Annotated in this window: 8 protein-coding genes and 1 pseudogene; 3 read left to right on the top strand and 6 right to left on the bottom strand. The window is 62.0% G+C overall.

Annotated elements, in window-relative coordinates:
• Positions 1–17 precede the first annotated feature (17 nt).
• From rpsG to rpoB, 5 genes and pseudogenes are all read right to left on the bottom strand, one after another.
• Positions 18–488, bottom strand: coding sequence for a 30S ribosomal protein S7 (gene rpsG, locus C816_RS03620; RefSeq protein WP_016321059.1), 471 nt, complete (start codon positions 486–488; stop codon positions 18–20).
• Between the two features lie 145 nt (positions 489–633).
• Positions 634–1,050 carry a 30S ribosomal protein S12 gene (rpsL, locus tag C816_RS03615; protein ID WP_016321058.1) on the bottom strand — a complete coding sequence of 139 codons (417 nt, stop codon included), beginning with the start codon at positions 1,048–1,050 and terminating at the stop codon, positions 634–636.
• Positions 1,051–1,167: 117 nt separating this feature from the next.
• Entirely contained in the window at positions 1,168–1,407 is a 240-nt protein-coding gene (locus C816_RS03610; RefSeq protein ID WP_016321057.1) for a ribosomal L7Ae/L30e/S12e/Gadd45 family protein, read from the bottom strand.
• A 351-nt stretch (positions 1,408–1,758) separates the two neighbouring features.
• Positions 1,759–5,460: pseudogene (gene rpoC / locus C816_RS03605) on the bottom strand (DNA-directed RNA polymerase subunit beta'); the annotation flags it as partial.
• Between the two features lie 69 nt (positions 5,461–5,529).
• Positions 5,530–9,240, bottom strand: coding sequence for a DNA-directed RNA polymerase subunit beta (rpoB, locus tag C816_RS03600; protein ID WP_016321055.1), 3,711 nt, complete (start codon positions 9,238–9,240; stop codon positions 5,530–5,532).
• A 944-nt stretch (positions 9,241–10,184) separates the two neighbouring features.
• Here rpoB and C816_RS03595 point away from each other — a divergent pair.
• A complete protein-coding gene (locus C816_RS03595) occupies positions 10,185–10,385 on the top strand; it encodes a DUF4177 domain-containing protein (protein WP_040654586.1) in 201 nt (66 codons plus the stop codon).
• Positions 10,386–10,588: 203 nt separating this feature from the next.
• Here C816_RS03595 and C816_RS03590 read toward each other — a convergent pair whose 3' ends face one another.
• Positions 10,589–10,774: a hypothetical protein gene (locus C816_RS03590; protein WP_016321054.1), complete on the bottom strand. Its 186-nt coding sequence runs from the start codon at positions 10,772–10,774 to the stop codon at positions 10,589–10,591.
• 237 nt (positions 10,775–11,011) lie between these two features.
• Between C816_RS03590 and C816_RS03585 the strand changes: the two genes are divergently transcribed.
• The gene (locus C816_RS03585; protein WP_016321053.1) at positions 11,012–12,619 is read left to right on the top strand and encodes an MBL fold metallo-hydrolase RNA specificity domain-containing protein; all 1,608 of its coding nucleotides are present in this window, start codon (positions 11,012–11,014) and stop codon (positions 12,617–12,619) included.
• 108 nt (positions 12,620–12,727) lie between these two features.
• A complete protein-coding gene (gene rlmD / locus C816_RS03580; RefSeq protein ID WP_016321052.1) occupies positions 12,728–14,101 on the top strand; it encodes a 23S rRNA (uracil(1939)-C(5))-methyltransferase RlmD in 1,374 nt (457 codons plus the stop codon).
• Positions 14,102–14,140 lie beyond the last annotated feature (39 nt).

The following is a 14,140-nucleotide window of genomic DNA, read 5'->3' as shown; positions in this document are numbered from 1 at the left end:
ACTGTCTTTCTCCTAACTTACCAGCGGAAGTGCGCGAAGGCCTTGTTGGCCTCGGCCTGCTTGTGCATGTCCTCGCGCTTTTTCACCGCGGCGCCTGTATTGTTGGCGGCGTCCATGATCTCGCTGGCCAGACGCTCGGCCATGGTGCGTTCGCTGCGGGCCCGGGAATAGGCGGTCAGCCACCGCAGACCCAGCGTGGTGCGCCGGGCGGGACGGACCTCCATGGGGACCTGATAGTTGGCGCCGCCCACGCGGCGGGCCTTGACCTCCAGGCTAGGCATGATGTTTTCCATGGCCTGGGTGAACACCTCAACGGGGTCCTTGCCGGTCTTCTCCTTGATCTGGTCAAAAGCGGAGTAGACCACCTTCTGCGCGACGCCCTTCTTGCCGTCCAGCATGACGTTGTTGGTAAGCCGGGTCACCAGGACGGAACCGTAGACGGGATCGGGCAGAATTTCTCTTTTGGGAACATTACCTCTTCTGGGCACTATGCTTCCCTCCTTCATAATATTCTATGATCTCATAGGTACTCAAAAGGCATCTTCCAGCCTCTTGTGTATGCCTGCCAAAGAGGTATATCCGTACATACGTACATTATATATAAACCTGTTCGGCAAAGCTTTCAGATTGTCCTTACTTGGACTTGGGACGCTTGGCGCCGTACTTGGAACGGCTCTGCATACGGCCGGACACGCCCTGGGTATCCAGAGTGCCGCGAATGATGTGATAGCGGACGCCGGGGAGGTCCTTGACACGGCCGCCGCGGATCATGACCACGGAGTGCTCCTGGAGGGAGTGGCCCACGCCGGGGATATAGGCGGTGACCTCGTAGCCGTTAGTCAGGCGAACACGGGCGATCTTACGCAGCGCGGAGTTGGGCTTCTTGGGGGTAGCGGTTCTCACGGCGGTGCAGACGCCTCTCTTCTGGGGAGAGGGGAGATCGGTGGTCTTGGTCTTCAGGGTGTTCAGACCAAACTGCAGAGCGGGAGAGGTGGACTTGTAGGTCGCCTGCTCCCTTCCTTTACGGACCAGCTGGTTAAAAGTAGGCATTGAATTTCTCCTTTCTTACATATTTTTGGCAGCCGCTTGAGATGCGGACAGCCTTTATTTTTTGCGGAAAACCTCTTGGCTATTCCGAAAAAACCAAATAATTGCAGGGCCCCGGATTCAAAGGACCGCCACCACGGACGCTCCCACTGCAATACGGCAGGCCTGACCCAGCTGGGTCATGGTATACCCCTCCTGAACGGGGATGCCGGCCTCCGCGCAGCTGGAGGCCACCGGGCCGGTGATCACCGGGTCGGCGTCACAGGCCAGAAACACCTGGCGGGCACGGCCCTCCCGAATGGCTTTGCGGGACTGTTTCACGCCGATCACCTTTTCCTGCGAAGCAAGTTCCGTAATCACGGGAAATTCCTCCTGATACTCGCTTTTATGGGAAAAGCGCACATTGACGCACACGCATGGCAAAATTCGCGGAATCTGCCCGCGTAATTGGAAATTATAGCATACGAGTCCGCCGCCGTCAAGTATTTCTGAAAAATGCTTCCCGATTTTTGAAACTTCCCGGTTCTATCCAAGATTCCCTGAAAATATAGCCGCTTTTTGCACAATTTATGCAAAGAGCCGGGCGGCCGCGGATGCGGCCGCCCGGCTGGACCCTTCCGGGCTCTCTTTTAATTATACGCTCTGGTACTCCGGAACCTCCTCCAGCGCCTCGCCGGGCGCCTCGTCCGGCACCAGCTCTTTAGCGGAGCTTTGATAGGTCTGGAGACCCGTGCCGGCGGGGATGAGCTTGCCGATGATGACGTTCTCCTTCAAGCCCGTCAGGCGGTCGGCCTTGCCCTTGATGGCGGCCTCGGTGAGGACCTTGGTGGTCTCCTGGAAGGAGGCTGCGGACAGGAAGGAGTCCGTGGCCAGGGAGGCCTTGGTGATACCCATCAGCAGCTGGGTGCCCACGGCCTTGCGCAGGGGCTCGCCGTCCTCCCGGGTCTCTCCTGCCGCGTTGCGGCGGTCGATCTCCGCGTTGGCGTCGTCCAGCTCCAGAACGTCCACCATGGAGCCGTCCAGCAGCCGGGTGTCGCCGGAGTCCTCCAGGCGGATCTTGCGCATCATCTGGCGGACGATAACCTCGATATGCTTATCGTTGATGTCCACGCCCTGCTGGCGGTACACCCGCAGGACCTCCTGAATCAGGTAGTTGTACACGGCGTCGGCGCCACGGATGCGGAGCACGTCGTGGGGGTTCAGTGCGCCGTAGGTCAGCTGGTGGCCGGCCTCAATGACCTCGCCGTCCTTCACCTGGAGACCCGTGTGAGGCACCGCGTAGGTGCGGACGTCGCCGTCGTCTGCGGTGACGATGATATTCAACAGGCTTCCCTTGGTGGCCTCCTCAAACTTCACCCTGCCGGCGATCTCGGAGAGAGTGGCCATCCGCTTGGGCTTGCGGGCCTCAAACAGCTCCTCCACACGGGGAAGACCCTGGGTGATGTCGCCGCCGGCCAGACCGCCGGTGTGGAAGGTACGCATGGTCAGCTGAGTGCCGGGCTCGCCGATGGACTGGGCAGCGATGATGCCGACGGCCTCGCCGGGGCCCACGGGCTGCTGGGTGGCCAGGTTCATGCCGTAGCACTTGGCACACACGCCGCTGCGGGCCTTGCAGGTCAGCACGGTGCGGATCATAACGGTGGGGCGCTCGTCTTTCTCAGGATCAAATGCGCAGCGGTCGCCCTCCTGGAAGTTCTCCTGGACCCACTTGCGGCCCTCCAGGATCTTGGCGTCGCTCTCCTCCATCATGCGGTCGCTGGAGAGCAGCACCTCGCCGGTGTCCGCGTCCACTACGTCGCCCACAAGATACCGGCCGCGGAGGCGGTCAGAGAACTTCTCGATGACCTGTCCGTTCTCGCTGATCTCGGAGACCTTGATGCCGTGGGTCACGCCGCAGTCCTTCTCCCGGATGATGACCTCCTGGGAGACATCCACCATGCGGCGGGTCAGGTAGCCGGAGTCGGCGGTCCGCAGAGCGGTGTCCGCCAGGCCCTTGCGGGCGCCGCGGCTGGAGATGAAGTACTCCAGGGCGGTCAGGCCCTCCCGGTAGTTGGCCTTGATGGGGATCTCGATGGTCTTGCCGGCGGTGTTGGCGATCAGGCCGCGCATGCCCGCCAGCTGGCGGATTTGCTTCATGGAGCCGCGGGCGCCGGAGTCCGCCATCATGAAGATGGGGTTGTACCGGTCCAGATTGTCCTGCAGGGCGGAGGAGACATCGTCCGTGGTCTTCTCCCAGACCTGCACCACCTGCTTGTAGCGCTCGTGGTCGGTCATGAAGCCCATCTTGTACTGGTTCTCGATGTCCACCACGGCCTGCTCGCTGGCAGCCACCATCTCGTACTTCTTGGGCGGGATGGTCATGTCCGCGATGGAAACGGTGATGGCGGCCCGGGTGGAGTACTTATAGCCCGTGGCCTTGATGGCGTCCAGCACCTCGGCGGCCATGGTAAAGCCGTGCTTGTTGATGGTCCGGTCCACGATCCTGCCCAGCTGCTTCTTGCCGCAGGTCTCGGTGATCTCGTAGTCGCAGATGTGGGCGGGGTCGTTCCGGTCCACAAATCCCAGGTCCTGGGGGACGTTCTGGTTGAAGATGATCCGGCCCGGGGTGATCTCCACAATGCGGGTATAGACGGCGCCGTCCACCTCCCGGCTCCGGCGGACCAGAATGGGGCAGTGGGGGCCGATAACGCCCTCGTTGTAGGCCATCAGGGCCTCGTCCTCGCTGGCGTAGACGTGGAGGGGGCGGTAGGACGCGGGCTGCTGCCCCTTCTCCAGGGCGGCGTTTGCGGCCAGGAACTCGTCGGCGTCCACCACGGTTCCGGCGGCAAGATTCGTGTCTCCGGCGCTCTCGCACCAGACGTTCTCCGCGCCCTTCTCCGCCTTGCCCATGCGGTCCATGGTCAGGTAGTAGCTGCCCAGCACCATGTCCTGGGTGGGCACGGTGACGGGACCGCCGTCCTGGGGACGGAGCAGGTTGTTGGCCGAGAGCATCAGAATGCGGGCCTCGGCCTGGGCCTCGGCGCTGAGGGGCACGTGAATGGCCATCTGGTCGCCGTCGAAGTCGGCGTTGAAGGCCGTGCAGTTCAGGGGATGGAGCTTCAATGCCCTGCCGTCCACCAGCACCGGCTCGAAGGCCTGGATGCCCAGGCGGTGCAGTGTGGGGGCGCGGTTGAGCATGACGGGGTGGTCCGTGATGATGACGTCCAGCGCGTCCCAGACCTCGGTGACGCCCTTATCCACCATCTTCTTGGCAGACTTGATGTTGTTGGCGGTGCCGTCCTCCACCAGCTTTTTCATGATGAAGGGCCGGAACAGCTCCACGGCCATCTCCTTGGGCACGCCGCACTGGTAGATTTTCAGCTCCGGACCGACGACGATGACGGACCGGCCGGAGTAGTCCACCCGCTTGCCCAAAAGGTTCTGGCGGAAGCGGCCCTGCTTGCCCTTCAAGAGGTCGCTGAGGGATTTCAGAGCCCGGTTGTTGGCGCCGGTGACGGCCCGGCCTCTCCGGCCGTTGTCGATCAGTGCGTCCACGGCCTCCTGGAGCATCCGCTTCTCATTGCGGACGATGATGTCCGGGGCGTTGAGCTGAATGAGCCGCTTGAGGCGGTTGTTGCGGTTGATGACCCGGCGGTAGAGGTCGTTGAGGTCCGACGTGGCGAACCGGCCGCCGTCCAGCTGGACCATGGGCCGCAGCTCCGGCGGAATCACCGGCAGCACGTCGATAACCATCCACTCCGGCTTGTTGCCGGACATCAAGAAGGCGTCCACCACCTCCAGCCGCTTGACGATGCGGGCCTTCTTCTGGCCGGAGGCCTCCTTCAGCTCCGCGTGGAGCTGGGCGGAGAGGGCCGTCAGGTCCACGTCCTGGAGGAGCTTCTTCACGGCCTCGGCGCCCATGCCGGCCTGGAAGTCGTCCTCATATTTCTCCCGGTAGTCCCGGTACTCCTTCTCGGAGAGGATCTGATTGCGGGTCAGCGGGGTCTCGCCGGGGTCAGTGACAATATAGTTGGCAAAGTACAGCACCTTCTCCAGGATGCGGGGGCTGATGTCCAGCAGCAGTCCCATCCGGGAGGGAATGCCCTTGAAGTACCAGATGTGGCTGACGGGGGTGGCCAGCTCGATGTGGCCCATGCGCTCCCGGCGCACCTTGGCCCGGGTGACCTCCACACCGCAGCGGTCGCAGACCTTGCCCTTGTAGCGGATTTTCTTGTACTTGCCGCAGTGGCACTCCCAGTCCTTGGTGGGCCCGAAGATCTTCTCGCAGAACAGGCCCTCCTTCTCCGGCTTGAGGGTGCGGTAGTTGATGGTCTCGGGCTTTTTCACCTCGCCGTAAGACCAGGCGAGGATCTGCTCGGGGGAGGCCATGCCGATTTTAATCGCGTCAAAGGCAATGTTGTTGCCGGTGTTCATATCACTCATAGTGCGATTTCCTCCTTAATGATTCAGAATGTGGCGTCTGACGAATGGTTGACCTCTGAATCATTCCTCGTCGTCCTCGTCGAAGTCCATGCCGATGTCCGCGCCCGCGTCCTCCGGAGCGTCCTCAATGTCAAAGCCGGACTCCTGGAACTCCGTCTCGTCGGCAAAAGCGCGGCGGCGGTCGTCGTCGGCGTCCATCCGCGCCAGATTGAAGGTGTCCATGGCGTCCTCGTCATCCTTGAGCTCGATGGTGTTGCCCTCGGGGTCCAGCACCTGGATGTCCAGGCACAGGGACTGGAGCTCCTTCACCAGCACCTTGAAGGACTCGGGCACGCCGGGCTGGGGCACGTTGTGGCCCTTGACGATGGCCTCGTAAGTGCGGACGCGGCCCGTCACGTCATCGGACTTCACCGTCAGAATCTCCTGAAGGGTGTAGGCCGCGCCGTAGGCCTCCAGGGCCCAGACCTCCATCTCGCCGAAGCGCTGGCCGCCGAACTGGGCCTTGCCGCCCAGGGGCTGCTGCGTCACGAGGGAGTAGGGGCCGGTGGAGCGGGCGTGGATCTTGTCGTCCACCAGGTGGTGCAGTTTCAGGAAGTAGACGTAGCCCACGGTGACCTTGTTGTCAAAGGGCTCGCCGGTACGGCCGTCGTACAGCACGCTCTTGCCCTCGGGGTCCAGGCCGGCCTCGGCCAGCATGGCGGAGATGTCCTCCTCCCGTGCGCCGTCAAAGATGGGGGTGGCCACCTTGCAGCCCAGGGCGTGGGCGGCGTAGCCCAGGTGGACCTCCAGCACCTGGCCGATGTTCATACGGCTGGGCACGCCCAGGGGGTTCAGCACAATGTCCAGCGGCGTGCCGTCGGGCAGGAAGGGCATATCCTCCTGGGGCAGGACCCGGGAGACAACGCCCTTGTTGCCGTGGCGGCCGGCCATCTTGTCGCCCACCTGGATTTTACGGCGCTGGGCGATATACACCCGGACAACCATATTCACGCCGGGCCCCAGCTCATCGCCGGCCTCCCGGGTGAAGACCTTGGTGTCCAGCACGATGCCGCTCTCGCCGTGGGGAACCTTCAAGGAGGTATCCCGGACCTCCCGGGCCTTCTCGCCGAAGATGGCCCGCAGGAGCCGCTCCTCGGCGGTGAGGTCGGTCTCGCCCTTGGGGGTGACCTTGCCCACCAGGATGTCCCCGGCCTTCACCTCCGCGCCCACGCGGATGATGCCGTTCTCGTCCAGGTCCTTCAATGCGTCCTCGCCCACGTTGGGGATGTCCCGGGTGATCTCCTCAGGCCCCAGCTTGGTGTCACGGGCGTCGATCTCAAACTCCTCAATGTGGATGGAGGTATACAGGTCCTCCCGCACCAGGCGCTCGTTTAAGAGGACGGCGTCCTCATAGTTGTAGCCCTCCCAGGTCATGAAGCCCACCAGAATATTCCGGCCCAGGGCAATCTCACCCTGATCGGTGGCGGGGCCGTCCGCCAGGACGGTGGGGCCGTCCTCGCCGTTGGGGCCCTTGCTGCCCGGGCCCAGGACCCGGTCGCCCACAGCCACAATGGGCCGCTGGTTGATGCAGGTGGTGTGGTTAGAGCGCAGGTACTTGGTGAGCTTGTAGGTCTTCTTCTCCCCGCTGTCGTACTGAACAGTGACGTGGCGGGCGTCCAGGTCGGTGACCACACCGTCGCCCTCCGCCGTCACCACGATCTCGGAGTCCACGCAGATCTTGTGCTCCATGCCGGTGCCCACGATGGGGGCCTCGGGCCGCAGCAGGGGCACGGCCTGGCGCTGCATGTTGGCGCCCATCAGGGCGCGGTTGGCATCGTCGTTGGGCAGGAAGGGGATCATGGCCGTGGCGATGGAGACCATCATCCGGGGGGAGACGTCGATATAGTCCACCCGCTCCTTGTCTACCTCCACCACCTCGTCCCGGTGGCGGGCGGTGATACGGGCGTTGATGAGGCAGCCGTTTTCATCCAGGGGCTCGGCGGCCTGGCCGACGATGTAGTTGTCCTCCTCGTCGGCGGTCATATAGGTGATCTCCTCGGAGACGTGGAAGGTCTCCTTGTCCACGGCCCGGTAGGGGGACTCGATGAAGCCGTACTCGTTGATCCGGGCATAGGTGGCAAGGTAGGAGATCAATCCGATGTTGGGACCCTCGGGGGTCTCAATGGGGCACATGCGGCCGTAGTGGCTGTAGTGGACGTCCCGAACCTCCATGTTGGCCCGCTCACGGGAGAGGCCGCCGGGGCCCAGGGCGGAGAGGCGCCGCTTGTGGGTCAGCTCCGCCAGGGGGTTGGTCTGGTCCATGAACTGGCTCAGGGGGCTGGAGCCGAAGAACTCCTTGATGGCGGCGGTAACTGGCCGGATGTTGATGAGGCTCTGGGGCGTGACAATCTCCAGGTCCTGGATGGTCATGCGCTCCCGGATGACCCGCTCCATACGGCTAAAGCCGATGCGGAACTGGTTCTGGAGCAGCTCGCCCACGCAGCGCAGGCGGCGGTTGCCCAGGTGGTCGATGTCGTCCCTGACGGACACGCCCCGGGCCAGACCGTTCATATAGTTGATGGAGGTGAGGATGTCGTCGATGATGATGTGCTTGGGCACCAGGTCGTCCTTGTGGAGCTTGATCTGGTCGATGAGCTCCTCCCCCTGGTACTGGCCCAGCAGCTCCTGGAGCACGTCGAACCGGACCCGCTCCTTGATGCCGCAGGTCTCGAAGGGGTCGAAGTCCACATAGTGGGCCATATCGCACATCCGGTTGGACATCACCAGCAGGGGCTGGCCCTCCACATCGATGGTGACCTCGCTGACGCCCACGTCATCCAGCAGCCGGGCGTCGTCCTTGCTCAGAAGATGCCCCTCATCAAAGAGGATCTCGCCGGTGGCGGGGTCCGCCGCGGCGCCGGCCAGCTTGTAGCCGGTGACACGCTGCCACAGGGACAGCTTTTTATTGAACTTGTACCGGCCAACGACGGACAGATCGTAGCGCCGGGGATCGAAGAAGAGGTTGTTCATCAGCGTCTCGGCGGCCTCCACCGTGGGGGGCTCGCCGGGGCGGAGGCGGCGGTAGATCTCCAGCATGGAGTCCTCGTAGGTCTTGCAGGGGTCCTTCTCCAGAGTGGCCATGATCCGGGCGTCGCCGCCGAAGCGTTCCTTGATCTCCTCGTCGGAGCGGATGCCAAGAGCCCGGATCAGGCAGGTGATGGGGATCTTGCGGTTCTTGTCGATGCGGACCCAGAAGAGCTCGTTGGCGTCGGTCTCATACTCCAGCCACGCGCCCCGCTGGGGGATGATCTGGGCGGAGAGGATGGGCAGGTCGGTCTTGATGTCGATCTCCTTGCTGTAGTACACGCCGGGGGAGCGGACGATCTGGGAGACCACGACGCGCTCCGCGCCGTTGATGACGAAGGTGCCGGAGTGGGTCATCAGGGGGAAGTCCCCCATGAAGATCTCCTGCTCCTTGATCTCCCCGGTCTCCTTGTTCCGCAGGCGGACCTTGACCTTCAGGGGGGCGGCGTAGGTGGCGTCCCGGGCCTTGCACTCCTCCACGTCGTACTTGGGGTCCTCGTCCATCTTGTAGTCGATGAAGGTCAGCTCCAGGTTGCCCTGATAGTCCGTGATCGCACCCACGTCGGCAAAGACCTCCCGCAGGCCGGTGTCCAAAAACCACTGGTACGACGTCTTCTGGATCTCCAGAAGGTTCGGCATGGGCATGACTTCCTCATGCCGGGCAAAGTTTTTGCGAAGGGTCTTTCCGTAGTACTTGTCTTTGGCCATCTTCTCAAATTCACCTTTCTTCCGCCCCGCTCTGTTCGGCGGCGCGCGTTGTTTCTCTGAAAACGCCAGCTTGTGATACACGCGGATGAGTTGTTAAAAACTCTCCGTTCCGCTCTTGCATTGCCATGGGGAATGTGCTATACTGTGAACAGAGATGAGAATGGGGTTTTATCTCCAGTTATCACATAAGTGATTCATTTTACCATGCTCTGCCAGGGTTGTCAAGGGATATTTTGTCCTTTTTTACCCCCGGCCGGTGAATTTGAGAGGCGGAGGCCTCTCTTTTGCTTTTGGCGGCAAATTCGCCGCCTGACAAAACGCGCATGCTGCGATGTCATGTATTAAAGGGTGGTTTCACCACCTGCTGCATTACATGGCTGATGGTTCATTTGTGGCAAAATGACACAGACTGGAAAAGCGGTGACCGACCAGGAGGAGCGTCCGGGGATGACCCAGGCACTCCATTCACTTTGCCGACCCTCTGCTAAGTGCGCATTTACTCACCACCGCCATCGGCCGGTGGTGGTATGGGCCTGTGGCTATCGTGCGCCCTCCGGGGGCGGCTCCGCCGGACGCGCTCCTTCCCCCGCCCAGCACGGACAGGCCATCAGACGCCACCGCGGCTTGTGCATCGGCGCATTGCTTGCCTCTACTATCAGCACCGTCAAATTGCAATTGACTGCTATTTGCGCTCGTGGTATACTTTGGCCGTGATTTTAGCAAGTCAGTGTTTCCAGTAAAAAAATATATAGAATTAGGCCTTGTTTGAAAAATGGCGGAATGCCCAACGGCGAGAGAAGAGATATTTTCGCCAATCAAGGCAAATTTTCGCAGGCGGGCTGACGCCCGGCAAGAAAATTCAACGCAGAGTGGCGGATAATGATCCACCGTTTGGGCGTTTTGACTTTTTTCAAACATGGCCTAACAACAGGGGGAACCAAATAATGTACATTTATAAAACAGAAATTTTAACGGTAGGCGTAAAATGGATTTCCGATAAGGCAAATGCAAACGACATAGCCGCATTGGACCAGTTAATTAACGAAAGAGCTGCTGATGGGTGGGAACTTGTAACATATGATTACATGGCAACGTCAACTCAGATAAAAGGGGCATTTGTTATTACATTTAGAAAACAACGCTAACTCTATTTGCAATCAAATACATTTATCAAGGGGGATTTCATCTTTTGGGTGAAATCCCCCTTGATAAATGCTCTCCTGAGAAGCACCGGGAAGTATAAACGCATCCTGAACGCCTGCGCACCGCGGCCCAAATCCGGCAGGGCTCCCATGCGGAAAAGAGGCCCCGGTCCCAAAAGGACCGGGGCCTCTCCATTCTCCAGCCGTCAGCTGAACAGTTCCTCGTCGGCGTAGTCGTCGTACTCGGAGCGGAAGCGCTTGCTCAGCCGCTTCTTCATGCCGCAGCAGCCCACGGACAGGTCGTGCCAGCCGCCGATCAGCAGGCAGACCACCGCCGCGAAGGCCAGGCTGGCGCCGATGATCTTCATGACCATGCTTGCAGTTTTGCTCATATCAGGTTCCTCCCCTTTCCATCGTCCATTTTCTTGAATTTTGTATACCGTATGCAGTATATCACATGTCCCGCCAAAAGGGAAGCACATTTTTCCGCTCCAACCGGCAAAATGCCTCCTCCAAATTTTCGACACTTTTACCGAATGCCACCCTTGTTCTCGGCCCCCACTTGTGATATACTGATATAAAACAGCTGTGTCTCTATCTCACAAGAAATCTGCAAGGAGGTTTTCCCCATGAAGCTCAGCTTTTTCGGCGCGGACCAATGCGTGACCGGCAGTTGTCACTGCCTGGAGATCAACGGCAAGCGCATCCTCATCGACTGCGGACTGCAGCAGGGCCGGGACGAGGTGTCCAACGGCGAGTTCCCCTTCGCCCCCAACACCATCGACTATGTGCTGGTGACCCACGCCCACATTGACCACTCCGGCCGCATTCCCATGCTCATCAAGCAGGGCTTTCAGGGCCGCATCCTCACCACCCGCCTCACCGCCCAGCTGCTGGAGATCATGCTGCTGGACTCCGCCCACATCCAGGAACAGGACGCCGAGTGGAAAAACCGCAAGGGCGAGCGCTCCGGCGCCCCCCGGACGGAGCCCCTCTACACCGTGGCGGACGCGGAGCGGGTGCCGGAGTTCCTGGACACCTGCGAGTACGGCCAGTTCGTCCACCTGTGCGACGGCGTGGACCTGGAGTTCACCGACGCGGGGCACCTGCTGGGCTCCGCCTTCATCGCCATGGACCTGGAGGAAAACGGCGTGAAGAAGAGCATCGTCTTCTCCGGCGACATCGGCAACATCAACCAGCCCATCATCCGGGACCCGGTGCAGATCACCGGCGCGGACTACGTGGTGATGGAGTCCACCTACGGCGACCGGAACCACCCGGAGCACTGGGGCTATACAGACAACCTGGCCCGGATCATCGACAAGACCATGGCCCGGGGCGGCAACGTCATCATTCCCTCCTTCGCCGTGGGCCGCACCCAGGAGCTGCTGTACTTCATCCGGGAGATCAAGGAGCAGCACAAGGTCTCCTCCTGCCCGGACTTCCCGGTCTACATCGACTCCCCCCTGGCCAAGAAGGCCACCACCATCTTTGACGGCGACCTCCGGGGCTACATGGACCTGGACGCCGTGTGGCTGACCCGCAAGGGCACCAACATGTTCCGCTTCCCCAACCTCCAGCTGACGGAGACCAGCGAGGAGTCCAAGGCCCTCAACGAGGACCCCACCCCCAAGGTCATCATCTCCGCCTCCGGCATGTGCGACGCCGGCCGCATCCGCCACCACCTCAAGCACAACCTCTGGCGGCCGGAGTGCACCATCCTCTTCGTGGGCTACCAGGGGGAGGGCACCCTGGGCCGCCAGCTGCTGGAGGGGGCCAAGAGCGTGAAGCTCTTTGGCGAGGAGATCTCCGTCCAGGCTCACCTGGAGAACTTCACAGGCCTCAGCTCCCACGCCGACCGGGACCACCTGCTCAAGTGGATCAGCGGCTTCCAGGAGCCCAAGCCCCAGCATGTCTTCGTGGTCCACGGCGACCGGGAGGTGGCCCCCTTCTTCGCCAAGACGCTGGAGGGCATGGGGATTCCGGCCCACGCGCCCCAGTACACCGAGGTCTACGATCTGGCGGCCAACACCCAGCTGGCCCCCGGCTACCTGCCGGAGCGGAAGGTCTCCAAGGTGACTCCCAGCGGAGCCCGGGCCTCCGCCGCCTACGAGCGGCTGGTCTCCGTGGGCGCCATGCTCAACGAGTCCATCAAGCGCAGCAAGGGACGGGACAACAAGTCCCTTGCGAAATTCGCCGACCAGCTGCGGCTGCTGCTGGAGAAGTGGGAGGCGTAAGCCTCAAAAAAGCGGAAGGCCAAAGCCTTCCGCTTTCCCGCACCGCCGCAGAAAAGCGGCAGTGAACGCCCTTTCCCGCACGCCATTCTATCAAGAGAGGACCCGCCTATGGAAAACCTGCGCCAGCCCCTGCAAAAGGGCAAGCTCTACACCGGCACCGTGGAGGCCTACTCCAGCGAGGGCCTGGGCATCGTCCGCCTGAACGGCGCCGTGGTCTTCGTCCCCCAGGCCGTCCGGGGGGAGACCATGGACCTGCGGATTACAAAAGTGATGAAATCCAGCTGCGCCGGAGAGATCGTAAAGATCCGCGCCCCCTCCCCGGAGCGGGTCAAGCCGGAGTGCCCCTATTTCGGCAGGTGCGGCGGCTGCGATTTTCAGCACCTGAGCTACCCGGAGGAGCTCCGAGCCAAACGCCAGCGGGTGCAGGATGCCTTAACCCGTCTTGGGGGTGCGGACATCCAGGTGGAGGAGATTCTGGGGGCGAGGGAGCCCGCCCGCTACCGCAACAAGAGCCAGTACCCCGTGGGGGCCGACGGCTCCATCGGCTTCTACCGCTCCCGCAGCCACCAGGTGGTGCCTATTGACCGCTGCCTCATTCAGCCGGAGGTCTCCGACCGCACTGCCAGAGCCGTGGGGGACTGGATGCATCGCTACAAGATCTCCGCCTACGACGAGTCCACCGGCAAGGGGCTGATGCGCCACATCTATGTCCGGGTCAACGCCGCAGGCGAGAGCCTCTGCTGCGTGATAGCCAACGGAAAGCAGCTCCCCCGGGAGCCGGAGCTGGCAGCCCTCATCCAGGCCGCTGCCCCCAAGACCGTGGGCGTGGTGCTGAACACCAACACCCGCCCCGGCAATGTGATCCTGGGGGACAAATACCGCGTCATCTGGGGCCGGGACTTTTTGATGGACACCCTCTGCGGGCTGGAGTTCAAGCTGTCCGTCCCCTCCTTTTACCAGGTGAACCGGGCTCAGGCGGAAGTACTTTACGGCAAGGCCCTGGAATTCGCCGGCCTGACGGGCAGGGAGACGGTGCTGGACCTGTACTGCGGCACGGGCACCATCACGCTGTGTCTGGCCCGGCAGGCCGGTCGGGCCATCGGCGCGGAGATTGTTCCCCCCGCCGTGGCGGACGCCCGGGAAAACGCCGTCCGAAACGGCGTCAAAAATGTGGAGTTCTTCTGCGGAGACGCCGCCTCTGTGGCCGCCCGGCTGGAGACAGAGGGTCTGCGGCCGGACGTCGTCACCGTGGACCCGCCCCGGAAGGGCCTCAGCCCGGAGGTCATCTCCTCCATCGCCGGCATGGGACCACAGCGGGTGGTGTACGTCTCCTGCGATCCCGGCACCCTGGGGCGGGATGTGAAAATCTTCGCCGGCTTCGGCTACCGGGCGGACCGTGCCTGCGCGGTGGACATGTTCCCGGGGACGCGGCATGTGGAGGCAGTCGTCTTGTTATCAAAACGCGATTCCTCCAAGATTTAGGCAGTCCTGCCTGAGGTTTTGCGCGCGCAAAGAACTTAT

The sequence above is a fragment of the Oscillibacter sp. 1-3 genome (genome assembly GCF_000403435.2).
Classification (GTDB): domain Bacteria; phylum Bacillota; class Clostridia; order Oscillospirales; family Oscillospiraceae; genus Oscillibacter.
Note: the sequence above shows the minus strand (reverse complement) of the source record. Positions and strands in the feature narration are given on the sequence as shown.

Bases quoted from the DNA above. Each gene is read 5' to 3' on its own strand.
- rpsL (WP_016321058.1), bottom strand. From the start codon at position 1,050: ATGCCTACTTTTAACCAGCTGGTCCGTAAAGGAAGGGAGCAGGCGACC.
- rpoB (WP_016321055.1), bottom strand. From the start codon at position 9,240: ATGGCCAAAGACAAGTACTACGGAAAGACCCTTCGCAAAAACTTTGCC.
- C816_RS03595 (WP_040654586.1), top strand. From the start codon at position 10,185: ATGTACATTTATAAAACAGAAATTTTAACGGTAGGCGTAAAATGGATT.
- C816_RS03590 (WP_016321054.1), bottom strand. From the start codon at position 10,774: ATGAGCAAAACTGCAAGCATGGTCATGAAGATCATCGGCGCCAGCCTG.
- C816_RS03585 (WP_016321053.1), top strand. From the start codon at position 11,012: ATGAAGCTCAGCTTTTTCGGCGCGGACCAATGCGTGACCGGCAGTTGT.
- rlmD (WP_016321052.1), top strand. From the start codon at position 12,728: ATGGAAAACCTGCGCCAGCCCCTGCAAAAGGGCAAGCTCTACACCGGC.